Origin of the sequence: Anaerotignum lactatifermentans (assembly GCF_014982935.1) — a bacterium.
GTDB classification, from domain to species: domain Bacteria; phylum Bacillota; class Clostridia; order Lachnospirales; family Anaerotignaceae; genus Anaerotignum; species Anaerotignum lactatifermentans.
Window position 1 is genome coordinate 39,183 of the sequence record NZ_JADCKK010000002.1, and the last position, 24,929, is coordinate 64,111.

Here is a 24,929-nt window from a genome sequence, read left to right on the forward strand (position 1 = left end):
ACTAAGGCAAATAGATTCATACATTATCGCATAAATGTACCTATCGTCCTTAATTATATTAAACTTCCGCAGTTTTTGCAATACCAAAATACAATTATATTCCGGTTTTTGCAATTATTTTCTGCCTTCCAGAACTTTTTCCTGAACGGATTTCGGGCAGGGTTCGTAGTGGTCTACTTCCATTACGTAGTTACCACGGCCCTGAGATCTGGAACGCAGGTCTGTGGAGTAACCGAACATTTCAGCCAGAGGTACGAAGGAGTGAATTACCTGTACGCCGTTTCTAGCTTCCATACCTTCGATACGGCCACGACGGGAGTTGATGTCACCAATAACGTCACCCATGTATTCTTCGGGTACTGTTACTGTAACTTTCATGATGGGTTCCAGCAGTACAGCGTCACCTTTTCTCATAGCTTCTTTGAAAGCCATGGAACCAGCAACCATGAACGCAGTTTCAGAGGAGTCGACTTCATGGTAGGAACCATCGTAAACTTCTGCTCTTACGCCCAGTACGGGATAACCGCCCAGGATACCGCTCTGCATAGCCTGCTGAATACCTTTGTCGATAGCGGGGATATATTCCTTAGGAATAGAACCACCAACGGTGCTGTTGATGAATTCGTAGTTGTGTTCTGCATCTGTAGGGATAGGTGCAAATTTCACTTTACAGTGACCATACTGACCTTTACCACCAGACTGACGAACGAATTTACCTTCAACGTCAACAGCTTTACGGAATGTTTCTTTGTAAGCAACCTGAGGAGCACCAACGTTTGCTTCTACTTTGAATTCTCTCAGCAGACGGTCAACGATGATTTCCAGGTGCAGTTCACCCATACCGGAGATGATTGTGTCACCGGTTTCGGAGTCTGTATATGTTTTGAATGTGGGATCTTCTTCTGCCAGTTTTGCCAGAGCGATACCCATTTTGTCTCTACCTGCTTTTGTTTTAGGTTCAATTGCAACGGAGATAACGGGTTCAGGGAATACCATGGATTCCAGAATTACTTCGTGATCTTCATCACAGATTGTGTCACCTGTTGTTGTCAGTTTGAAACCTACTGCAGCCGCAATATCACCGGAGTAAACCTTGTCGATTTCTTCTCTGTGGTTTGCGTGCATCTGCAGGATACGGCCTACACGTTCTTTTTTACCCTTTGTAGAGTTGTAAACGTAAGAACCTGCATCCAGTGTACCGGAGTACACACGGAAGAATGCCAGCTTACCAACGAAGGGGTCATTCATGATCTTGAATGCCAGAGCGGAGAAAGGTTCTTCGTCGGAAGAATGTCTTTCTACTTCTTGGTCTGTTTCGGGATCGATACCTTTGATAGCGGGGATATCGATGGGAGCGGGCATATATTCGATAACGCCGTCCAGCAGTTTCTGAACGCCTTTGTTTCTGTAAGCGGAACCGCAGAATACGGGAACCAGTTCGCAGTTGATACATGCTTTACGCAGTGCTTCTTTCAGTTCTTCTTCTGTGATTTCTTCTTCAGCGAAGAATTTTTCCATCAGTTCTTCGTCTGTTTCGCAGATTGCTTCGATCATTTTTGCTCTGTATTCTTCAGCTTTGTCCAAGTATTCTGCGGGGATGTCTTCTTCGTCGATTTCTTTACCCAGATCATCTTCATAGATCAGAGCTTTCATTTTCATCAGGTCGATGATACCAACGAAATCGCTTTCTGCACCGATAGGCAGAGTAACAGCAACAGGTGTGCAACCCAGTCTGTCTACCATCATCTGCAGTACATTATAGAAGTTTGCACCCATGATGTCCATTTTGTTAACAAATGCCATTCTGGGTACGTTGTAGTTGTCAGCCTGACGCCATACAGTTTCGGACTGAGGTTCTACACCGCCTTTTGCGCAGAATACGCAAACGGCACCGTCCAGTACACGCAGGGAACGTTCAACTTCTACTGTGAAGTCAACGTGACCTGGTGTGTCAATGATGTTGATTCTGTTACCATTCCACTGACAAGTTGTCGCTGCGGAAGTAATTGTGATACCTCTTTCCTGTTCCTGTTCCATCCAGTCCATGGTTGCTGTACCTTCGTGGGTATCACCGATTTTGTAGTTACGGCCTGTGTAGAACAGAATACGCTCTGTAAGTGTTGTCTTACCTGCGTCGATGTGTGCCATAATACCAATATTTCTGGTTTTGGCCAGCGGGAACGCTCTGTTTGCCACGCTTACTCCTCCTTCGTGTCATACTAAAATCGGGCAATACCCGAAAAAACTGCTAATCAGTCTTTTCGGGCTTGCCTTGATCCATAAGTTTCTTAGTTTAAAATTACCATTTGAAATGAGAGAAAGCTTTGTTTGCTTCTGCCATTTTGTGTGTTTCGTCTTTTTTCTTGCAAGCGCCGCCAGCATTGTTCAGCGCGTCCATGATTTCTGCTGCCAGACGATCTACCATAGTTTTTTCGCCACGTTTTCTAGCGTAAACTGTCAGCCATCTCAGACCCAGAGTCTGTCTTCTTTCAGGTCTGATTTCCATGGGAACCTGGTAAGTAGCACCACCAACACGGCGAGCTTTAACTTCCAGTACGGGCATGATATTGCCCAGTGCTTCTTCAAATGCTTCCAGGGGTTCTTTACCTGTTTTTTCTGCTACTTTGTCGAATGCACCATAAACGATTTTTTCAGCAACACCTTTCTTGCCGTCCAGCATAATGCTGTTGATCAGCTTTGTAACCAGCTTGCTGTTGTAAATAGGGTCTGCTAAAACCTCTCTTTTTGCAACATGTCCTTTTCTTGGCACGATTCTTCCCTCCTTAATGAATAATGATATTCTCGGTACTTCACAGGACTTTTCGCCTGTGTTTTCATGCCTTATCTCTCAACTTATATCCGTCCTTCTAAGCAATCGCAGATTGTATTGATTGGTATAAGGCATTTCTTCTTTTTACGATGATTGAATTACTTCTTGGATGCTTTAGGGCGTTTAGCGCCGTATTTGGAACGCGCCTGCATTCTGTTTGCAACCCCTGCTGTATCCAGTGTACCTCTGATGATGTGGTAACGAACACCAGGCAGGTCTTTTACTCTACCGCCTCTGATCAGAACAACGGAGTGTTCCTGCAGGTTGTGGCCTTCACCGGGGATGTAAGCTGTTACTTCAATCCCGTTGGAAAGACGAACTCTGGCGATCTTTCTCAAAGCGGAGTTAGGTTTTTTAGGTGTAGAAGTTTTTACTGCTGTGCAAACACCGCGTTTCTGAGGAGAAGAAACATCAGTTGCTTTCTTCTGCAGAGAATTCAGGCCTTTCTGCAAAGCGGGTGCTGTGGATTTTTTCTCAACAGTCTGTCTGCCTTTTCTTACTAACTGGTTAAACGTTGGCATTAAAATGCACCTCCTTATAGAATCTCATACGTTCTGCTCTTGCATTATTTCAGTATGCTTGATGTCGCGTCTTAGAAGCCGCTTAGAAAACTTCCAGCCCGCAGACACTAGAAAATTTTATCACCCAAAAAATCAAAAGTCAATACCCTTTTCCCCTGAAAACCCTTGATTTTACGCAGATTTTACCCTTTTCGGCTTTGTATACAAAAAATCTCTGCAAAACACCGCATTTCACCGACAAAATCCCCGAAAGCCTTTGTTTTCGGCGCTTTATGCTGCTAACGCAAAAAAATGGATACAACCCATTGGGGATTGTATCCATTTTGCTCATTTTCTATACGCCATCTTATAGCATTTCGTCTTCGTCGATATAAGTGCCGTCAGCCTGATAATCCTGCGCATCTTCGGTCTGTTCTGTTTCCAGTTCGATGTTGCGGTAACGGCTCATGCCGGTACCAGCGGGAATCAGCTTACCGATGATAACGTTTTCTTTCAGACCAATCAGTGGATCGATCTTGCCTTTGATTGCTGCTTCTGTCAGGACTCTTGTTGTTTCCTGGAAGGAAGCTGCGGACAAGAAGGAATCTGTTGCCAGGGATGCTTTTGTGATACCCAGCAGTACACGGGAACCTTTTGCAGGTTCTTTGCCTTCTGCTTCCAGAACTGCATTTGTGTTTTCAAATGTCAGCCAGTCAACCAGAGAGCCGGGCAGGAAATCTGTATCGCCGTTTTCTTCGATCTTGACACGTTTCAGCATCTGACGAACGATAACTTCGATATGCTTGTCGCTGATTTCTACACCCTGCAGACGGTATACACGCTGTACTTCCTGAATCATATAGTCCTGAACGCCTCTCAGGCCTTTGATCTTCAGAATGTCGTGAGGGTTTACGCTACCTTCTGTGATTTCATCACCGGCTTCAATGATGTCGCCGTCGTAAACTTTGATTCTGGAACCGTAAGGAATCAGATAATCTTTTGTTTCGCCTGTTTCAGGGTTTGTGATGATTACTTCACGTTTTTTCTTGGTATCGTTCAGTGTTACATTACCGCCGAATTCTGCGATGATTGCAAGACCCTTAGGTTTTCTTGCTTCAAACAATTCTTCGACACGAGGAAGACCCTGTGTGATGTCATCGCCGGCGATACCGCCAGTATGGAATGTACGCATTGTCAGCTGTGTACCAGGTTCACCGATGGACTGCGCCGCGATGATACCTACGGATTCACCGATACGTACATATCTGCCGGATGCCATGTTGGCACCGTAACATTTTGCACAGATACCAACTTCGGAACGACATGTCAGTACAGTTCTGATCCAAACTTTCTTGATACCTGCTTTTTCCACTGCTTCTGCCTGATCTACGGTGATCATGGTGTCAGCAGGAACAATGATTTCGCCTGTTTCGGGATGGATGATGTCATAAGCAGACCATCTGCCGCGGATACGATCCTGCAGATCTTCGATGACTTCGTTGCCATCCATGAAAGCGGAAATTTCCATACAAGGTGTTTCGATGTTTCTGCCTTCGCAGCAGTCCCATTCTCTAACGATAATATCCTGAGATACGTCTACCAGACGACGTGTCAGGTAACCGGAGTCGGCTGTCTTCAGCGCTGTATCGGTCAGACCTTTACGAGCACCGTGCGCGGAAATGAAGTATTCCAGTACGGACAGGCCTTCACGGAAGTTCGCTTTGATAGGCAGTTCGATGATACCGCCGTTAGGGGATGCCATCAGACCACGCATACCAGCCAGCTGTTTGATCTGTCTGTTGGAACCACGGGCACCGGAGTTAGCCATCATGAAGATGTTGTTGTATTTACCCAGACCAGCCAGCAGAGCCACAGTGATCTTATCATCGGCAATGTTCCATGCTTCGATAACTTTCTGGTGACGTTCTTCGTCTGTCATCAAACCACGACGGAATTTTCTTGTGATCAGATCTACTTTTGCTTCTGCTTCTGCCAGATATTCCGCTTTTTCCTTAGGAATTTCCATATCGGATACGGATACTGTCATAGCTGCTCTTGTGGAGAATTTGTAACCCAGGGATTTGATCTTATCCAGTACATCAGCTGTCTGTGTTGCGCCGCAGCGGTTGATGCACTTGTTGATGATCTTACCGATGGCTTTTTTATCTACCAGGAAACCAACTTCGTAGTCAAATTTGGTTTCGTCGTTTGTTCTGTCAACGTAACCCAGATTCTGAGGAATTGCTTCGTTGAAGATGATACGACCAACGGTAGCTTTTACCAGTCTGGTTTCTTTTACGCCGTTAAATTCCATGGTTCTTCTGACTTTGATAACTTCCTGCAGATAAATTTCGTGGTTATCGTAAGCCAGCATGGCTTCTTTTTCATCTTTAAATACTTTGATGATAGGGTCGCCTTTGGCAACGATGACATTGCCTTCTGCGTCCAGAATATCTTCTTCATATTTTTTATTCAAATCTTCTCTTTCCAGTGTCAGGTAATACATACCCAGGATCATATCCTGAGAGGGTACGGTTACAGGAGCACCATCGGAAGGTTTCAGCAAGTTGTTAGGAGAAAGCAGCAGGAATCTGCATTCTGCCTGTGCTTCTACGGACAGAGGTACGTGAACCGCCATCTGGTCACCGTCGAAGTCGGCGTTGTACGCTGTACATACCAGAGGATGCAGTTTGATTGCACGTCCTTCTACCAGTACGGGTTCAAATGCCTGGATACCCAGTCTGTGCAGAGTTGGGGCACGGTTCAGCATAACGGGATGTTCTTTGATGACATCTTCCAAGATGTCCCAAACTTCTGTCTGCAGTCTTTCTACCATTCTCTTAGCGGATTTGATGTTGTGAGCCAGACCATCTTCCACCAGTTTCTTCATTACAAAAGGTTTGAACAGCTCGATAGCCATTTCTTTCGGCAGACCGCACTGGAAAATCTTCAGTTCGGGGCCTACAACGATAACGGAACGGCCGGAGTAGTCAACACGTTTACCCAGCAGGTTCTGACGGAAACGACCCTGTTTCCCTTTCAGCATATCGGACAGAGATTTCAGCGCTCTGTTGCCGGGGCCTGTTACAGGTCTGCCGCGTCTGCCGTTGTCGATCAGGGCGTCAACAGCTTCCTGCAGCATTCTTTTTTCGTTTCTAACGATGATGTCAGGCGCGCCCAGATCCAGCAGTCTTTTCAGACGGTTGTTTCTGTTGATAACACGTCTGTACAGATCATTCAGGTCACTGGTTGCGAAACGGCCGCCGTCCAGCTGTACCATAGGACGGATGTCGGGAGGAATAACCGGGATAGCATCCAGAATCATCCATTCAGGCTTGTTGCCGGATACGCGGAAGCTTTCCACAACTTCCAGTTTCTTGATGATACGCACACGTTTCTGACCTGTGGTGTCGACGAGCTGTTTTTTCAGCTCGTCGGCTTCTTTTTCCAGATCAATGTCCTGGAGCAGTCTTTTGATTGCTTCCGCACCCATTGCTGCTTCAAAACGGTTGCCGTATTTATCATATGCTTCTCTGTATTCTCTTTCGCTCAGCAGCTGTTTGTACTGCAGTTCTGTGTCCCCTGCATCCAGTACGATATAAGACGCAAAGTACAGAACCTTTTCCAGTGCTCTGGGGCTCATGGAAAGAATCAGACCCATTCTGGAAGGGATACCCTTGAAATACCAGATGTGGGAAACGGGTGCAGCCAGTTCGATGTGACCCATTCTTTCTCTTCTAACCTTTGCCTTTGTTACTTCAACGCCGCAGCGGTCGCAGACAACGCCTTTGTAACGGATTCTTTTATATTTCCCACAGTGGCATTCCCAGTCCTTTGTGGGCCCGAAGATTCTTTCGCAGAACAGACCGTCTTTTTCAGGTTTCAGTGTTCTGTAGTTGATGGTTTCGGGTTTCTTTACTTCGCCTCTGGACCATTCATGGATTTTTTCAGGAGAAGCCAATCCAATCTTAATGGAATCAAAAACAATTCCCTGTTCTGTGTTTTGTGTGCTCATGGGCTTGTTCTCCTTTCTTATTCTTCGTCATAATCGTCCAACAGTTCTTCGCCGCCGGCATAATCATCGGACAGCAGATCGCTGTTGTCGTGTACGGTGCCTTCTTCATCATCAAAGAGGAAGTCCACCAGTTCTTCTTCGGCTGTCATAGGTCTGGGACGACGGAATTCATCGTCTTCACCTTCAAAGCCGTCGATATTTACATTCAGATCATCCACATCTTCAATGGATTCCTTGATTTCTACTTCAGTCTGGTCTTCACGCAGTACGCGGATATCCAGTGCCAGGGACTGCAGTTCTTTCAGCAGTACCTTGAAGGATTCAGGCACGCCGGGTTCGGGGATGTTTTCGCCCTTAACAATAGCTTCGTAAGTTTTTACACGACCTACGATATCGTCGGACTTCACTGTCAGGATTTCCTGCAGTGTGTAAGCTGCGCCGTATGCTTCCAGCGCCCAAACTTCCATTTCACCGAAACGCTGACCGCCGAACTGTGCCTTACCACCCAGAGGCTGCTGGGTAACCAGGGAGTACGGGCCAGTGGAACGTGCGTGGATCTTATCGTCTACCAGGTGGTGCAGTTTCAGGTAGTGCATGTAACCGATGGTTACGCGGTTATCGAAGAATTCGCCGGTACGACCGTCACGCAGGGAAACTTTACCGTCTCTGCTGATGGCAACGCCTTTCCATTCTTCTCTGTGATCTCTGTTTGCATACAGTTCATCATAGATGTCGCCTTCCAGCAGGGGTTTCCATTTTTCGGAGAATTCTTCCCATTCTGTGTTGACATAGTCGTTTGCCATTTCCAGTGTATCCATGATGTCGATTTCGTTTGCACCGTCGAATACGGGTGTGCTGATTTTCCAGCCCAGAACTTTTGCAGCCAGGGACAGGTGGGTTTCCAATACCTGCCCGATATTCATACGGGAAGGAATACCCAGAGGGTTCAGTACGATGTCCAGTGGACGGCCGTTGGGCAGGAAGGGCATATCTTCCACAGGCAGTACACGGGACACAACCCCTTTGTTACCGTGACGACCAGCCATCTTGTCGCCGACGGAGATTTTACGTTTCTGTGCAATATAAACTCTTACCAGCTGGTTTACGCCGGGACCTACGTCGTCGCCGTTTTCTCTGGTAAAGATCTTAACGTCTACGATGATACCTGTTTCACCGTGAGGAACACGCAGGGAGGTATCTCTAACTTCTCTTGCTTTTTCACCGAAGATTGCGCGCAGCAGTCTTTCTTCTGCGGTCAGCTCGGTTTCGCCCTTCGGTGTTACTTTACCAACCAGGATGTCGTTGGGGTGTACTTCCGCACCGATGCGGACGATACCTCTTTCATCCAGGTCACGCAGTGCGTCTTCGCCTACGTTAGGGATATCTCTTGTGATTTCTTCAGGCCCCAGTTTTGTATCTCTGGCGTCTGCTTCAAATTCATTGATATGAACGGAAGTATATACGTCGTCCTGCACCAGTTTTTCACTGAGCAGAACCGCGTCTTCGTAGTTGTAACCTTCCCATGTCATAAAACCGATCAGAGGGTTTTTACCCAGTGCCAGTTCCCCCTGACAAGTGGAAGCGCCGTCGGCGATGATCTGACCTGCTTCAACTCTGTCGCCTACGTTTACAATAGGTTTCTGGTTCAGGCAGGTGCTCTGGTTACTTCTCTGATACTTGATCAGTTTGTATGTGTCACGCATGGATTCATCGTTACGGATGACGATTTCGTTTGCGGAAACTCTTTCTACCACACCGCTGTTTTTCGCGATAGCACAGATACCGGAGTCTTTTGCTGTTTTGTATTCCATACCGGTACCAACGATAGGAGAGTCAGTTACCATCAGAGGTACAGCCTGACGCTGCATGTTGGAACCCATCAGCGCACGGTTCGCGTCGTCGTTTTCCAGGAAAGGAATCAGCGCTGTTGCAACGGATACCATCTGTTTAGGAGATACGTCCATCAGGTGGATCTGGCTTCTGTCAACTTCGATGATGTCTTCACGGTGACGACCGGTTACTTTCTTATGAACGAAATGGCCTTCTGCGTCCAGAGGTTCGTTCGCCTGCGCTACATTGTAGTTTTCTTCTTCGTCAGCGGTAACGTAAATGAACTCGTCTGTTACGCGAGGTTCATCGCCGCTCTGGTCTACTTTTCTGTAAGGCGCTTCAATGAAACCATATTCATTGATGCGGGCAAATGTTGCCAGTGTATTGATCAGACCGATGTTAGGACCTTCTGGTGTTTCGATAGGACACATTCTGCCGTAGTGAGAATGGTGAACGTCTCGAACTTCGAAGCCTGCTCTTTCTCTGGACAGACCGCCGGGACCCAGTGCGGACAGACGTCTCTTATGTGTCAATTCACTCAGAGGGTTGTTCTGGTCCATGAACTGAGACAGCTGGGAGGAACCGAAGAATTCCTTGATAGCAGCTGTTACAGGACGTACGTTGATCAGCGCCTGAGGTGTTACCACAGCCAGATCCTGTGTTGTCATTCTTTCACGAACAACTCTTTCCATTCTGGACAGACCGATACGGAACTGGTTCTGCAGCAGTTCCCCTACAGAGCGGATACGTCTGTTGCCCAGATGGTCGATATCGTCCACGTTGCCGTAGCCGTAATCCAGCTGCATCACATAGTTGATGGAAGCCATGATGTCTTCCAGTGTGATGTGCTTAGGCACCAGTTCGTGGATGTTTTCTTTGATGGCAGCTTTCAGTTCTTCTGCTGTTGTGTATTCGTTCAGCAGCTGTTCCAGCACAGGGAAGTAAACTCTTTCTTTGATGTTTACATCGTCTGCTGTCAGACCGAATTCTTCCAGATATGCATCAATTGCAACTGCACGGTTTGTCAGGATTTTTACTTTTCTTTCTTCTACTTCAATATACAGGTGGTCGATACCGCTGTCCTGGATGGTATCGCACAGTTCCATTGTCAGCACTGCGCCTTCTTCAGCCAGAACTTCCCCTGTCATAGGGTCAACCACTGCTTCCGCCAGTTTTGCACCGCGGATTCTGTTTCTCAGAGCCAGTTTCTTGTTGAATTTGTAACGGCCTACTTTTGCCAGGTCATAACGTTTGGGATCGAAGAACATGCCGCGCAGCAGGGATTCGGAACTTTCCACTGTGGGAGGTTCGCCGGGACGCAGCTTTTTATAGATTTCGATCAGACCTTCTTCGTAAGATTTGGAAACGTCTTTTTCCAGCGTTGCCAGAATCTTAGGTTCTTCGCCGAACAGGTCAATGATTTCCGCGTCGGAGCCAATGCCCAGTGCACGAATCAGAACTGTCACGGGAACTTTTCTGGTACGGTCAACTCTTACATAGAATACGTCGTTGGAGTCTGTTTCATATTCCAGCCAAGCGCCTCTGTTGGGGATAACAGTTGCGGAAAGCAGCTTTTTCCCAACTTTGTCAAAATCAGAAGCATAGTAAATGCCGGGGGAACGAACCAACTGGCTGACGATAACACGTTCTGCACCGTTGATGATGAAGGTGCCTGTTTCTGTCATCAGAGGGAAATCGCCCATGAAGATTTCCTGTTCCTTCAGTTCGTCCAATTCTCTGTTATACAGTCTTGCTTTTACTTTCAATGCTGCCGCATAGGTGGCATCACGTTCCTTACATTCTTCAATGGAGAATTTGGGTTCGGAATCCAATGTAAAATCAATGAATTCCAGCACCAGATTGCCGCTGAAGTCTGTGATGGGGGAAATATCTTCAAATACTTCCTTCAAACCTTCCTTCAAAAACCACTGGTAACTGTCCTTCTGCACCTCGATCAGATTGGGCATATCCAAAACTTCGTTGATTTTGGAATAGCTCATTCGTGTCGTGTCGCCAAAACGGAGTGCATGAATTCTGTTTTTTTCCATCTTGTCACCTCTCGAATTTATCTATCACACCGACATTACCACTGCCCTACGGACACTTGATACAGAAAAACGACCTGTCGTTTCTCTCTATCAGGCGTCCATGGCAGCTGCTTTTTTGCAGAAATTTTCTGCTTTTGCGCAAAAAATTTAGAATTGCCCAAACAAAGCTAGACCTTTGCCTGCACCACCTTTGATCAGTGGTCGTGACAAAAGCCTCTTTTATCTAAGAAATTCTAATGCAACTTTTGAACAGTTTGCCATACAGCCTCCCGTTCACCATATAAAAGCCAATGATTCCAAACAAAGCGCAATCCTTATGTGTCAGAAATCCCCTGTATTTCAAGGTTCCTGCCGAATTCTGCAAAAAGATGTTGAATTTTGCAAACCTCTATGCTATACTGACCATAAATCATGGATATGTGTGCTTGTTTGCCAATGTGTGAGATATTTTACCACATCTAAAACTGGCTGTCAAGCCCTTTTTCCTTGAATTTCCGGCGGTTTCCCGCCTTTTTTTATTGCTTTTTTTCCTTCTCCCATTTGCACAACCCCTTTCCCTCTTTTCTCCGTTCTTTCCCATTGCATTTTGGGCGCAAGTGACATTTTGTATAAAACACCGCTAAAATTCCGTTAAAATTTCATGACTGTTTTTTGATTTTACCATCTCAAAAAATCGTAATTTTGTGAACTATTTTTGTTCTTTTTTAAATACATCACACTTCTTTACATTTTCTTCCTTACCTGTTACACTGTTTGAGATAGAAACGAGGTGTTGATCTTGCAGAAAGAGAATTATCAGATTGTGCTGGAACGCACGTTAAAGACCATAGAAAAGGAAGAACGCCGTCCCCGTCTGCTGCTTCATAGCTGCTGCGGTCCCTGTTCTTCTTATGTATTGGAGTATCTCTCCCATTATTTTGATATTACCGTATATTACTATAACCCCAATATCTCCCCTGCGGCAGAATTTACCCACCGTGCGGAAGAACAGCAGAAACTCATTGCTCAGATGCCTTTGGAAGGAGAAGTGTCCTGCATCGTTGGAGAATATGATCCGGAAACCTTTTTCGCCATGGCAAAAGGCAGAGAGCAGGAACTGGAAGGGGGACAGCGTTGCTTCGACTGCTATACCCTTCGTCTGAAAAAGACAGCGGAAGCGGCAAAGGCTGGCGGCTTTGATTACTTCACCACCACCCTTTCCATCAGCCCTCATAAAAACGCACAGGTGCTCAATGCCATCGGCAAAGAACTGGCAGAAACCTACGGCGTTTCTTATCTCTTTTCCGATTTCAAAAAGAAAAACGGCTATAAACGCTCCTGCGAACTGTCAGAACAGTACCACCTCTACCGTCAGGATTACTGCGGCTGTCCTTTCTCCAAAGCGGAAGCCGAAGCCCGCAGAAAAGCCATCCACGGCGAATAAAACCAAATCAGACAGCAAAAACCTTCTAAAAGGCTTTCTTGCTGTTCTTTTTTGGAAAAAAGCCGGATTTTCTCTTTTCTTTCCTCCAAAACCGTCGTATAATAAACCCCGTGCGATTTTTTCTGAAAGGAGTTTTCTTATGACACAAAAACAAAAAGGGATTTTGTGCATCACCGCATCATCCTTCTTTTTCGCTTTGATGAATTTGTTTGTGCGGCTTTCCGGCGACCTGCCTTCCATGCAGAAAAGTTTTTTCCGTAATTTCGTGGCACTGCTCTTTGCCGCTGTGATTTTGTATCGGGAACGCCCCAAAGTAACTTTTACCCCTAAAGCCAAACTGCATCTGTTCTGGCGGGCATTGGCAGGCACCGTGGGTGTTCTGTGCAACTTCTATGCCGTAGACCATCTGGTTCTGGCAGACGCATCCATGCTCAATAAGATGTCACCCTTCTTTGCGGTTATTTTTGCCATTTTCCTGCTGAAAGAAAAACCCAACCGCTTCCAGACATTGTCCATCATCACCGCCTTCATCGGTGTTCTGTTCATTGTCAAACCCACAGGCAATATGAATCTCATTCCTGCTCTCATCGGGCTTATGGGTGGTCTTGGCGCTGGTCTTGCGTATACCTATGTCCGCTCTTTGGGACAGCAGGGAATTGCCGGACCATTTATCGTGTTCTTCTTCTCGGCATTCTCCTGCGTGGTGCTGCTGCCCTTCCTGATTTTCGATTTCCACCCTATGACTTGGGTGCAGCTTGGCACACTTCTTCTTGCAGGTCTTTCTGCCGCCGGCGGTCAGTTCACCATCACTGCCGCTTACTGCTACGCGCCTGCAAGGGAAATTTCTGTTTTCGACTACTTCCAGATTCCCTTCTCAGCGCTTCTGGGCTTCATTATATTCGGGCAGATTCCCGACTGGCTCAGCTGGGTAGGTTACGCCATCATTTGCGGCACAGCCATTGCCATGTTCCTGCGCACCACCCGAACAGAAAAAGCATAAACACAAATTTCTTCATTAGAAAACAAAGAAAGCTGGAATCTCTGCAAAAAGATTTCAGCTTTCTTCTTTTTTGCAAAATTTCAGGCATCTTTTCCATTCTCTTTTTTTCTTTTCCATTTTCTGCTATACTATTGCAAAATATCACAAAAGGAGTCTCCCATGTTATTAGAACGAACCCTGTCCACATTGCAGGCACTGGGCAATGAACGCCTGCAATTACCCATATTCTACGAAAGTCCCCTGTCCCTCCGTTTCGAAATCGGTCCCGAGGACATTCCCGTCAATGACCCCCGTTATTTCCGTATGGCATACTGGCGCACCTCTTTTCTTTATGAAAAAGCGCCTGCCTTCGATACCCTCCTTTGGGTGCTCTACCGCACACCGGATATGGATTCCGACATCAACGAGCTTCTCGACCGTTTCTGCAAACTTGCTCGCCTGCCAGAACCTGCGGAGGTCTATGAACAGGAAACCGTAGACCGTGACGGCGAACCCTTTACTCGTATCTTCTTTTTCTGGGATATGGAAGAAACGCCCCCTAAAACCGCCGCCCTGCTGGACGGTATCCTGAAAACTGATTTCGCCGGATTTCTGGAGCTTTCCTCTGCTGTTTTCTTTTTCAACACCCAGACACCTTTCCTCCTCCATCTCTATGATGACAGAGGTATGGACTTGGTAGCGGCGGACAAGACCCTTCTTTCTCCTTTTTATGAGGACTGCCATAATTGGCTCTTAGACTACGACCTGCCCCGTATGGACGAAATCTTTGCAAATACAAAAGGCACAGAACCCATCTAAAATTCTCAGACTGTCAAAAAATTATATTTTACACTTTTGCAAGAACGCGGAAGGGTTTGGGAAACGAAGCGTGTCCCAAATGGAATCCGCAGTCGGAATTCACTTCCGACGAGGAAAACAGCACGTTTCAAGGCATTTTTATGCCGATGGAACGTACTGTTTATACATACAGTAACCACGTCAAAATCCTGATTTTGACGAAGGGTGTCGACTTTTTCGACACCCTCAATTCTGTGCCTTTTTTGTGTTACGGAACATACTGTTCTTCCACTTTTGTCACAACACCATTTTCCGAAGTAATCCAGAAAGGCAGGTATCCGCCTTCTTCTTCCAGATGCTTCTGCAGTTCTTTCCAGCTTTTCAGCTGTTTCTGCTCCACACCGTTTTCCGTGAATTCCACCACCAGAATTTCTGGTCGTTTTCCCATATCCATGGTTCTGTCGTTTTCCCATGTGCGAATATAATATCCGTTTGGCATTTCCATATTGGGGTCCAGATGCACCTGTGCCAGACGTTCTCTGTTTTCCTCTGTATACCACTGGGCTTCGTTCAATCTGAGCCACTCATTTTCAAAATCCAACTCTAAGATATACCCGAACTGTTTAGAGGACATATCTCCGTAAAAATCCTCTAGAGTTCCTTCTCTCACCACAATATCATCCGTAGTCACAGACCAAAGCCCCATTTCATCCCGCAGAAATGTCATGGCAACATCTTCGGGATTCAAAAGCCCTACCTTGTGTCCTTCGTCACACTGTGCCTGCTGTTCGGCGTAATAAACGTCTTCTTCCGCACCGCTGACATAGTTGTAATAAAGGTGTCCCAGTTCATCGCTCCATCGTTCCACGCACCAGATACCGCCATCCCCCTGTTTCACAGGCTGGGACAGAAGCAGCCGCTGATCACTATATCCTTTCTGCTGATGGAGAGATACGTCCACAATGATATGATTTCCCGGGTATGTTTCCGGTGTGAGATATCCTTTTTCCTCCAGAAGGACCCGCACCATAGTCCCCATTTCCTCTTGGGGCATAGTCTGTTCATAGAAACGCAGACTGCCAAAGCATACGCCAAATAAAGCCGCCTGTTCCTCTGTATAGGAAAATTCCGCAACGCCGCTTTCATCGGGTTCCGGCAGACTCATTGCCCCAAAGGCGTATTTTTCTGATTCCAGATACAGATAATCGCCTTCCTGTGTAACGCCCTCCGGCAGCTGCAAAGGCTTGTCGCTGTCCAGCTGGTATTGACATTCTCCCGACCAGACTTCCACAGCGATACCTTCCCCCAGCAATCCATCCACACAAGCATGCTGTGTCGCTTGCATCACTTCTCTGTCAATGATATGACTGCCCTGACTTTCCACCATAGAGACAATCTTTTCTTCCTCCATTCTGGCGATGTCATTGCTGTCATCCACTTTTTCCGGCGCACTCCAAATGGCGCATCCCACTGCCACCGCTGCCACAACTGCCAGCCCTGCCACAACAGAAACGGGCTTTTTGTATTGGAGAATATGCTTTACCCTTGTTTTGATGGGCTTTTCCCCAAAAGCCAAAGGGGTACCGAACCATCTTTCCTCTGCCGACAGCCGCACCAAAGAAAGAGAATATCCTTTTTTGATGTCTGTCCCCATTTTTTCCAACACCTTTTCATCACAGGAGCTTTCCATATCCGCTTCCATACACCGGAATGCCAGCCAAACCAGCGGATTGAACCAATGCAGACAAAGAATGACAAAAGCCCCTTGTTTCATGCGCATATCATGCCGTTTGATATGGATTCTCTCATGACAAAGCACATACTCCCGTTCTTCCTCTGTCAAATCCGCCGGAAGATAGATGCAGGGCGGCATTCCCATAACAAACGCTGTGGGCAGTCCTTCCACCTGATATACATTCGGTTCCAGCTTTTCCCCATTTTTCAGTTTCTTCCGCAGTTTCCAAGAAGAAATCATGCCGTATGCCAGCAAGATCACTGTCCCTGCAAACCAAACCACAGAAGCCCCTTCCACCATCCGTTCCATGGGAAAAACTTCTTCTCCCAATTTCCGCACTGGTGTCCGTTCTGCCACAAAATCATCCACGAGGGAAATCCCGCTTTCCACTTGCGGCACTGCTTGATAGAGCTTTTCCTGCCGAAAACTTTCCACCCCCACAGGCATAGGACTATAGGAAGTCTTAATGCGTACAGGCAGAATCAGTGCCAGAAATACCACCAGCCACAAACCATAAGAAATGGACTTAGGGCTTTTTTTCAGCAAAAACCGCAGAATCAGCACTGCCACAATGGCAAAACTGCCGTAAAGGGATAAATTCAAAATTTCCAGAAACAGTCCATCCATACTCAGCCCTCCTCGTATGTCTCAATAAGCTTTTTCATCTCCTCCACTTCTTTTGCTGTCAGCCCTTTCCCCTTTGCAAAGGCTGTGAGAAACTTTGGCAGGGAACCACCGAAGCTGTCTTTGACAAATTGTCTGCTTTCCTGTGCCTGCCATTCCTCTTTGGTATATACCGCCCGAATCATGCCTTTTTCATTGACAAAGACCCCTTTTTGCTCCAGTTTTTTCAGCATGGTATAGGTGGTAGACTTCTTCCAGTCCATTTCCTCTCCACAGATTTTCACCAATTCTGCCGAGGACATAGGAACATGCTTCCATAAAATCTCTGCCAATCGTTCTTCTGTTTCCGTCAATTGGTATCCCATGGTATCCCCCCTTTCGGTCTATAAGTTTTAGACTTCTTTTCTTTTAGTCTATAATCTATAGACCAATTTGTCAATGATTTGTTTCTATTTTCATACAAAAAAACAAAACAACAGTCTTTCCTTCAGAAAACATTGTTTTAAAAGAAAATATTTCCATAAAATCCTGATAAACAAGGAAAGCTGGAATCCTTCGCAAGAATTCCAGCTTTCTTTATCCCCCAAATATTCAGGGAAAATCTCCATATTTTATTTCACGGTGCTCCAGATATTACTGTAAGCCGTTGTATTTTCATCAGGAATCAATCCCAATCTCCAGAAAGATACCCCATTAACGCCCATCATTTTTGCCAGATCCATTTTATCCTGAATACTGCGGCTGTCCTCATACCAGATAACCTTGGTGGTATCTCCATCCTGCACTGTCATGTAAGGATTCCGGTACTTTTCAGAATATTCGGATTTCGCGCCGCTCTGCAAATAAGTCTGCAAGGTGTCATAATCATTGTCGATGCCCTGACTGTTGACAATAACGCCATTTTGCAGATCCCATTCCACGTTGGAAGAAGGGCTCATCCCCAGCACGACCTTGCTGCTGTCCGTCACACCGGTATTCTCATCAGTAATGGCATGGAGTCCATAATATACCTGATCAAAAGGAGAAACAGGCGTTGTAGTAAAGCCGCTTTGCTGTACATCAGCGGAAATATTCTTTGCCTCGTAATCATAAGCCATCATAATGACTTTGTCCGCAATTTCGCCAATGGCTTTGTAGTCATATCCATCGTAATAACTGCCGTCTTTTGTTGCCGGATGAACTGCCACATACAGACTCTTTCCTTCTGCTGTCAATGCTGTATCCAGTTCTTTCAGGAACGCCACGAAATTCTGTTTCAATGTACTGCCGCGAAGCCCTTCAAAGTCAATGGTGACTCCTTCATAAGGATTTCTGCCCAGTTTCTTATAAGTCACTGTCACTTCTTCCATAATGGCGTTCACTGCTGCTGTGCGGTTTTCCGCATTGTTCAAAATGGTCTGCGCCTGTGTGGCATCCGACAGGAAAACATTCAGATTGGTCTGGACACCGCTATTCTGCAGTTCTTCTACAATCTGTTCATAGCCTTCCGGCACTGCCCATTCATTGTTGTTCTCATAAAGGGTATTGACCACAATACTTCCGTCGTCACGATATTCCATTTTGCTCCAGCCAAAAGAAACAGCGTCCATTTCCTTTGCCAGATCTTTCTGCCCATAGGAAGAAAAAGCGTAGAATCCATGGACAAAATCTGTATCACTGTTCATTTTGTTATAGCACCGCAGCATCATGGCTGCCGCTTCTTCTCTGGTGGCTGTTCCGCTTGGCACAAACTGCCCATCGCCTTTGCCGCTGACAATGCCGAAATCGTAAGCCAGATTGATATATCCCTTGTTGCTTGTCACATCTGTGAATGGAGAAGCTGCCTCTGCCGCCGTTTCCACCAGATTGTCATAGCCCAATCCTTTTACCAGCATCACAGCCATTTCCTCTCTGGTAATATTGTCATTGGGGCGGAAATTCTGGGCGCTGTCATCCAAAGCTCCATGCTGTGCTGCCGTTTCCACACTCTTGAAATACCATTGGTTCACATCCTGATTATCCGCAAAAGAACCGCTCTGGGCATCCACCAGTTTCCAGCCAAACATCCGGCACATCATGGACACAAACTGCCCTCTTGTCACCGTTTGTCCCAGACCAAAAGTACCATCATCCATACCGCTGATGAAACCAATCTCGCTGGCTTTCACCACTTCGTTATACGCCCAATGGTCTGTGGGCACATCGGGAAACTGCGCACCAAAAGCCGTTGCCGACCAGAGGGTTCCCATTGCCGCCGCCAAAAAAATGACCTTTCCTTTCATACCCGTTCCTCCTTTGCATTCCAAAATCCTTTTGTGCAAAAAAAGCTGCATGGAACTGGCATTTTTCTGCCGTCCATACAGCTTTTTCTTTCTGTCTGTGTTGCCGCAAAACAGAGAAGTCCTTTGCTGCATTGCGTTCCTTACAGCTTTATTTTACTCCTCTTTTTTCCGTTTGTCTTTTACAAAATTCTTAATCCGTTCTCTTTTCCAGAAAATGACAACTCCAAGCACAAGAACTACACATCCGGCAATGGGTGGGACCACATGCCACAAAGGTGTCCGTTCCGCATAGAACGTAAACTGGGTACCATCTGCGTTAAAGCACAGATACTGTCCATCTTTCTGGGTATCCAAAGGCACAGCGCCGCCATCTTTCACCAGATACAGCTTCAGCAGTCCGCCGCCTTCCGGTATGCAGTACCGCATCAAATGCGTAATGCTGCCGTCTTCTGGCAATGTTACCTTCCAGCCTTCTACGAATTTACTGCTGTCCATACTGCCCACGTCTTCCGCAGTCACAGGTTCCATGGCAATTTCGTCGCCATCTTCAAAACTGCCTTGTGCCAGCAGAATGGAAAGCATTGCTTCGCCTCTGGTCTGTGGTGATGCGATGGAAGAACTGCGCTGGGTGTAAACGGCTTCGATAACTCTGTCAAATGTAACAGTTTCCGGCAATTCTTCCCAATTTCCGGAAGAACCTTCCAGTTTTGGCACTTCTGGAATAGGCTTGCTGTCTGTTTTTTCACCGTAGGTGTATGCTACATCATCCACCACGGCACCGTTTGCCATATAAGTCAGATAGAAAGAACGGAATCGTTCCGGCAGCCCTTCTATGGCAATGAAATCTTCGTACGCCATAGGTTCTGCTTCTCCGGCAAAACTGATGTCGTCCACACCGCCCCAGTCGCCGTCTACAAAGTAATTGCCTTTTACATTGCCTTCTGCTTTTCCGGCAATGGCACCGGCTGCTTCTTCCGCATCCGTCAGTTCCACCATGGCACGGCAGTCAAAGATGTCTGTACCATATCCGGCAATACCGCCGGTATAGCTGCCGCCGCTCAATGAAACTTTGGCATCACTGTTTCGTACCACAGAGTCAGAGCTGCCCACAATGCCGCCGATATAATCGCCGTCACTGCTGGTCACTTTGCCATAAGCCTCACATTTGTAAATGCTGCCCAGCTTCATATAACCAGCAATGCCGCCTACATAATCTTTTTTCCCGGTCACTGTTCCGTAGTTTACAGAACCCCGCAGGACAGCTTTTGTCTGGAAATGCTGATTCAGGGAAGTATCCCCCTGTCTTGTCAGGTCGTCTTCCGGGTCAAAGTCGTATTCCACCGCAATGGCGCCGCAGATCCCCCCGGTATCCACATCGCCTTCCACTTTGCCGTAGTTGCGGCAGTTTTCTGTGACCCCTTCTGTGGAAGAAGTCACTTCTTCTGATATATCTTCATAAATCTCTTCTTCTTCGCCATCATCCAGCAGTTTTTCATAAATATCCCGCATGATATCCATGATGCTCCGCATCTGGTCATTCATTGCCCGCAGATCAGAAATCAAGATGTCGCCATTGTCCCCCATTTCGTCTGTCATCTGTTCCACTTCGTCGAAAATGGAACCTGTCTGATCCAGCAGATTGTCCACCTGCTCTTTGTATTCCGCATCGGGCACAGAAAACTGGGGTGCGCCGCCTTCCCGGAAATCCCGGATTGCCCAGCGCATGTCTGTTACCATATCGGATAATCCATCCTGAATGTCCTGCATTTTTTCCACAGAACGTTCCAGTCTGGATAAAGCACTGTTCAGGTCAGAAGCCATATCACTGCCGCTGTCCAAGGCATCCCCCATCTCGTTTTTCGTGTTGTTGATGGCACGAATGACACCGTCACCGGCAGACTTCAGATAAGTCACATTCCCCTGCAAATCTGCCAGCGCTTCTTCCATGGCTTCCCAGTTGCCCACAGAACCAATGACATTTTGGACACTCTGGTTTACATCTTTCCATGCGTCTTTGTAATTCTGTACCGCACGATCCAGCTTTGTCAAACCGCTGTTGGCACTGTCGATGGCATCTTGTCCAGCCTGCGCTGCATCCTCCAAACGTTCTACAGATTTATGGAGCTGATTCAATGCGTCTGTAATATCGTCTGCCACATCTTCTCCAGTTCCCAGAATATCTTCCAAGTCACCCAGGAAACGGTCTGCCCGTGCACTCAGGTCATTGATAGTCATAATGGTATCATCCACATAATCTTCTGTCCGGTGTACCAGATAGTCCGTGCTTTCTCTGGCTTCATCGGACATGGCGGAAATATTGTCCAGACGGAAAGAAACGTCATCCATAGTGGTTTCCGTGTGGTCCAGCATGCCGTCCATAATGTCCTGCAAACCCGAAAAAGCATCGGAAAGCCGTTCCAGATCGTCTTTGCCGAATTTCAAAATCAGGTAAGGCTCCATCTGCCCTACAACACCGCCTACGTCTTTTCTGCCGTAAACAGCACCGCGGTTTTCGCAGTCGTGGAGATAGCCAGACTGTCTGCCGGCAATACCGCCCACATTATACCCCACATGTGGGTATCCGATTTCCCCTACGTTTTTGCATCCCTGCAACAGCCCGGAGGAAAATCCCGTAATACCGCCAGTATCTGTATATACAGAAAGGTTTTCCGTATTGTTGATATGGGTCACATCAATATCATCCAATGTAGGGGCAATTTCTGCACCATCTGTATTGACACTGCTTTCGTTGATACAGCGGATGATGCTGCCAAGGTTTTGCCCTGCAACACCGCCAGTGTAGTGTTCCCCACGGATTTCGCCTCGAACGGTACAGCCCGTGATGACCCCGGTGTTTTCATTGATGCCGGCAATACCACCAATGTTGTTCTTGCCGTCTACCACACCGTTGAACATACAATTTTCAATAGTGCCGCTATTGTGTCCCACAATACCGCCAATGGCGCTTTTCCCGCCAGATGGCTCCCATGTGCCTGTAACCGTCAGGTTTTTCACCACTGCACCTTCGCTCACATAACGGAATACCCCTGTGTCAGAAGCCGCTGACGTATAAGAACCCATATGGATGCTGTGTCCATTGCCGTCAAAGGTGCCGCTGAATACAGGCACCGGCGTAAAACTGCCGCCCAAATCCAAATCTGTATCCAATACAACAGTCTTGCCTACAGACCAGGTATCCAGCTTACAATTTTTCACAAATGATTTCCAATCCTCTGCCGTAGCGATGCGGATTTCTCCCCCATCGGATGCAAAGGCGCTCAAAGGCAGACCAAAAACCAGCATCGCTGCCATGAGTAATGATATGATTCTTTTACTGATTTTCATGGGTCTGCCCCTCCTCTCTTTCGGTTTCTTCCGTTTGTTCCTCAGGCAGTTCCTCTTTTGGCTTTTCTTTCTTGCCTTCTGTATCTACAATGGCATGGACTTCCCCATGAATAACCCCCTGTACTTTCGCATCAATGGTACCGGAAACATAACCCCGGATATGACCATTGACACGGACAGAACCTTCCATTTCGTGGCTGAGTTCCGGCGGCTTGATGGCAAACATGGTCCGTTCGATAACCTTGTCCCCCAGCAGCAAAATTTCCGGCAATACAAACATAACCAGGAAAATGGATAAGATGGTACCACGTCCCAGACAAATGCCGATGGATGCAACGGTAGGGTCAGAGGACATGAACCCAATCAAAAGCCCTGCCGCAGCCAGCATAGAACCGGATGTAATGATGGTCGGAAATGACTGATTCAATGCCAGAATGATGGCTTTGTGAGGGGGCATCTGTTTTTTCAGTTCCATATACCGGTTGGAAATAACGATGGCATAGTCAATGTTTGCCCCCATCTGTATGGAGCTGACCACCAGATAACTGAGGAAGAACAAATTGCTGTGCATCAAATACGGGAAGGAGAAGTTGATCCATACACTTCCCTGAATCACCAATATCAGCAAAATGGGCAGCCCAACGGACTGGAATGTAAAGAGCAGTACCAGAATGACAAATACAATGGAAAGGACACTGATCATCACATTATCCCGGCTAAAGGAGCTGGAAAGGTCAAAGTCACTGGTGCTGTTGCCTACCAGCAGAAAATCATCGTAATATCTTCCCACGTCTTCCCGGAGCACATCCAGGAATGCGAAGGTTTCCTCCCCTTCTTCCGGCAGATTTAAATCCAGTACCAAACGGGAGTAATTTTCTCCTTGCAGCTGTTTTCTGGCATCGTCGATTTTTTCATATGCGTCATCCAAATCCCGCTGCATTTCATCGTCCAGTTCCACATACCCTTTGTCCGCTTCCTCATGGACAAACAAAAACATATCAATGAGGGGCACTTCGTAATTATCCAGATTGCCAATGACATGACCATATTCCTCATTCTTGATGCCGTAAGCACCATACAGGAGTTTTGCCACTTCCACATCCAGGTCCATCATTTCCGCGAATTTTCTGGGTGTCAAAGCGTCTGCCAGCATGTAATCGTCTTCTGCTTCCGCGTTGGCAATACCCAAAGCCGAATTGACTTCGGGATGCTTCTGGATATCTGCCAGCAGTGCCCGCTCGCTGTCATAATCCCCTTTTGGAATGACAATTGCCAATGTATTTTGTCCCCCAAAGGTTTCTTTGATTTTATCATCGGCAATGGTATTCTCACTTTTCTGGAAAGAAGTAATCTGTGTGTACCCATAAGCATAGGGGCACATAGAAGAAAACTTAAATACCACAATCAGCAAAATCAGGAAAATAGGTGGGACAATGTACTGCATTTTGATAACAATACGTCCCAAGCCGTCAATACTTGGTACAAAGTTTTTATGATGTGTCTTATCAATGCCCTTACTGAACAACATCAGCAAACCGGGCATCAATGTAAATACGGACAGCAGACTGCAAAAGATGGCTTTGATGAGGACTCTCCCCATATCAAACCCAATGCCGAACTGCATGAACATCAGCGCGCCCAAACCGGAAATGGTAGTCAAGCTGCTGGCTGAAATTTCTGGAATGGCTTTGCTCAGTGCCGTAATGGTCGCCTCTCGTGGTTCCATATGCACTCGTTCCTCGCTGTAACGATGACAAAGGATAATGGCATAGTCAATGGCAAGAGCCAATTGGAGCACCACCGTTACAGAGTTGGAAATAAAGGAAATCTCTCCAAAGAAGAAGTTGGTTCCCATATTCAGTACTGCTGCCGCAATGAATGTCAGCAGCAATACAGGAATTTCCATATAGGTCTTAGATGTGAGCAACAGTACACTGACAATGATCACCGCTGCCACAACCATAATCATTTTCATTTCTTCTGCCAACAAGTCGGAACGGTTGTTGCCCACTTCCGTGGAAACGTACAAGTCATAGGGCGCAAGTTCTTCCTTCAGTTCATTCAGTGCTGTTAAGGAAATATCGTCATCCACTTCCCCGTCAAAAGTCACATCAAACAGCGCCGCTGCCCCTCTGTAGTGGTCTTCCGTTTCATCAAATTCCACTTCTGAAATGCCTTCTATTTTCTCCAAATCCTCCGATAGGGTCAGCGCTTGGTCATATGTAATGTTGTTGACCATGACACGGGCTGTGGCAAATGTGGTGAATTCCTCATCCATCAAGTCCAGCCCACGCCTTGTTTCCGTTTCTTCCGGCAGATAGGACGTCAGGTCGTCATTGACCGATACCCATCCGCTGGCAAATATGGAAAAGAGCATTGCCGCCCCGTATAATAGAAAGAATAAATTTCGTTTGTCTACAATCAGCGTCGCCAATTTTTCCCAAAAGGAACGCTCGTTTTTTTCTTTTTTCATGGTTCCACCCGTTTCTATCTGCTGCTTCATTTTTCTTCATAGCAGCGCATACTTTCTTGATTTTATCT

At 46.7% G+C, this 24,929-nt stretch carries 13 protein-coding genes; 3 read left to right on the forward strand and 10 right to left on the reverse strand.

The features are described 5' to 3' along the window. Window positions 1-114: 114 nt before the first annotated feature. The 5 genes from fusA to rpoB form a co-directional block, all read right to left on the reverse strand. Entirely contained in the window at window positions 115-2,196 is a 2,082-nt protein-coding gene (gene fusA, locus INF29_RS00895; RefSeq protein WP_193484087.1) for an elongation factor G, read from the reverse strand. A 103-nt stretch (window positions 2,197-2,299) separates the two neighbouring features. Next, the gene (gene rpsG / locus INF29_RS00900; protein ID WP_072851245.1) at window positions 2,300-2,770 is read right to left on the reverse strand and encodes a 30S ribosomal protein S7; all 471 of its coding nucleotides are present in this window, start codon (window positions 2,768-2,770) and stop codon (window positions 2,300-2,302) included. Between the two features lie 158 nt (window positions 2,771-2,928). Next, complete coding sequence (gene rpsL / locus INF29_RS00905) at window positions 2,929-3,351, reverse strand: 30S ribosomal protein S12 (RefSeq protein ID WP_022365480.1); 423 nt, start codon at window positions 3,349-3,351, stop codon at window positions 2,929-2,931. A 346-nt stretch (window positions 3,352-3,697) separates the two neighbouring features. Beyond that, complete coding sequence (gene rpoC / locus INF29_RS00910; RefSeq protein ID WP_193484088.1) at window positions 3,698-7,345, reverse strand: DNA-directed RNA polymerase subunit beta'; 3,648 nt, start codon at window positions 7,343-7,345, stop codon at window positions 3,698-3,700. Window positions 7,346-7,362: 17 nt separating this feature from the next. Continuing rightward, on the reverse strand, window positions 7,363-11,223 hold the full coding sequence (gene rpoB, locus INF29_RS00915; RefSeq protein ID WP_087989105.1) for a DNA-directed RNA polymerase subunit beta: 3,861 nt from the start codon (window positions 11,221-11,223) through the stop codon (window positions 7,363-7,365). A gap of 772 nt (window positions 11,224-11,995) precedes the next feature. On the opposite strand from rpoB, the gene INF29_RS00920 reads away from it, so the two are divergent. From INF29_RS00920 to INF29_RS00930, 3 genes are all read left to right on the forward strand, one after another. Next, window positions 11,996-12,646, forward strand: coding sequence for an epoxyqueuosine reductase QueH (locus INF29_RS00920; RefSeq protein WP_193484089.1), 651 nt, complete (start codon window positions 11,996-11,998; stop codon window positions 12,644-12,646). A gap of 139 nt (window positions 12,647-12,785) precedes the next feature. Further along, the gene (locus INF29_RS00925) at window positions 12,786-13,646 is read left to right on the forward strand and encodes a DMT family transporter (RefSeq protein WP_193484090.1); all 861 of its coding nucleotides are present in this window, start codon (window positions 12,786-12,788) and stop codon (window positions 13,644-13,646) included. A gap of 159 nt (window positions 13,647-13,805) precedes the next feature. Beyond that, the gene (locus INF29_RS00930) at window positions 13,806-14,444 is read left to right on the forward strand and encodes a DUF3885 domain-containing protein (protein ID WP_193484091.1); all 639 of its coding nucleotides are present in this window, start codon (window positions 13,806-13,808) and stop codon (window positions 14,442-14,444) included. A 247-nt stretch (window positions 14,445-14,691) separates the two neighbouring features. Here the strand turns inward: INF29_RS00930 and INF29_RS00935 are convergent, their stop codons facing one another. The 5 genes from INF29_RS00935 to INF29_RS00955 all read right to left on the reverse strand — a co-directional run bounded on the left by INF29_RS00935 (window position 14,692) and on the right by INF29_RS00955 (window position 24,861). Next, entirely contained in the window at window positions 14,692-16,785 is a 2,094-nt protein-coding gene (locus INF29_RS00935; RefSeq protein ID WP_193484092.1) for a M56 family metallopeptidase, read from the reverse strand. 2 nt (window positions 16,786-16,787) lie between these two features. Continuing rightward, entirely contained in the window at window positions 16,788-17,147 is a 360-nt protein-coding gene (locus INF29_RS00940) for a BlaI/MecI/CopY family transcriptional regulator (protein ID WP_193484093.1), read from the reverse strand. Window positions 17,148-17,393: 246 nt separating this feature from the next. Further along, window positions 17,394-19,043: an S-layer homology domain-containing protein gene (locus tag INF29_RS00945; RefSeq protein WP_193484094.1), complete on the reverse strand. Its 1,650-nt coding sequence runs from the start codon at window positions 19,041-19,043 to the stop codon at window positions 17,394-17,396. 153 nt (window positions 19,044-19,196) lie between these two features. Then, window positions 19,197-22,388 (reverse strand): GLUG motif-containing protein, encoded by a 3,192-nt coding sequence (locus tag INF29_RS00950; RefSeq protein ID WP_193484095.1) that lies wholly within the window; start codon window positions 22,386-22,388, stop codon window positions 19,197-19,199. Then, entirely contained in the window at window positions 22,375-24,861 is a 2,487-nt protein-coding gene (locus tag INF29_RS00955) for an efflux RND transporter permease subunit (protein WP_193484096.1), read from the reverse strand. The genes INF29_RS00950 and INF29_RS00955 overlap by 14 nt, the downstream gene beginning before the upstream one ends. Window positions 24,862-24,929 lie beyond the last annotated feature (68 nt).

Excerpts from the sequence above, each read along its gene's own strand:
- rpoC (WP_193484088.1), bottom strand. The coding sequence starts at position 7,345 with ATGAGCACACAAAACACAGAACAGGGAATTGTTTTTGATTCCATTAAG.
- INF29_RS00925 (WP_193484090.1), top strand. The coding sequence starts at position 12,786 with ATGACACAAAAACAAAAAGGGATTTTGTGCATCACCGCATCATCCTTC.
- INF29_RS00935 (WP_193484092.1), bottom strand. The coding sequence starts at position 16,785 with ATGGATGGACTGTTTCTGGAAATTTTGAATTTATCCCTTTACGGCAGT.
- INF29_RS00945 (WP_193484094.1), bottom strand. The coding sequence starts at position 19,043 with ATGAAAGGAAAGGTCATTTTTTTGGCGGCGGCAATGGGAACCCTCTGG.
- INF29_RS00950 (WP_193484095.1), bottom strand. The coding sequence starts at position 22,388 with ATGAAAATCAGTAAAAGAATCATATCATTACTCATGGCAGCGATGCTG.
- rpsL (WP_022365480.1), bottom strand. The coding sequence starts at position 3,351 with ATGCCAACGTTTAACCAGTTAGTAAGAAAAGGCAGACAGACTGTTGAG.
- INF29_RS00940 (WP_193484093.1), bottom strand. The coding sequence starts at position 17,147 with ATGGGATACCAATTGACGGAAACAGAAGAACGATTGGCAGAGATTTTA.
- INF29_RS00955 (WP_193484096.1), bottom strand. The coding sequence starts at position 24,861 with ATGAAAAAAGAAAAAAACGAGCGTTCCTTTTGGGAAAAATTGGCGACG.
- rpoB (WP_087989105.1), bottom strand. The coding sequence starts at position 11,223 with ATGGAAAAAAACAGAATTCATGCACTCCGTTTTGGCGACACGACACGA.
- INF29_RS00930 (WP_193484091.1), top strand. The coding sequence starts at position 13,806 with ATGTTATTAGAACGAACCCTGTCCACATTGCAGGCACTGGGCAATGAA.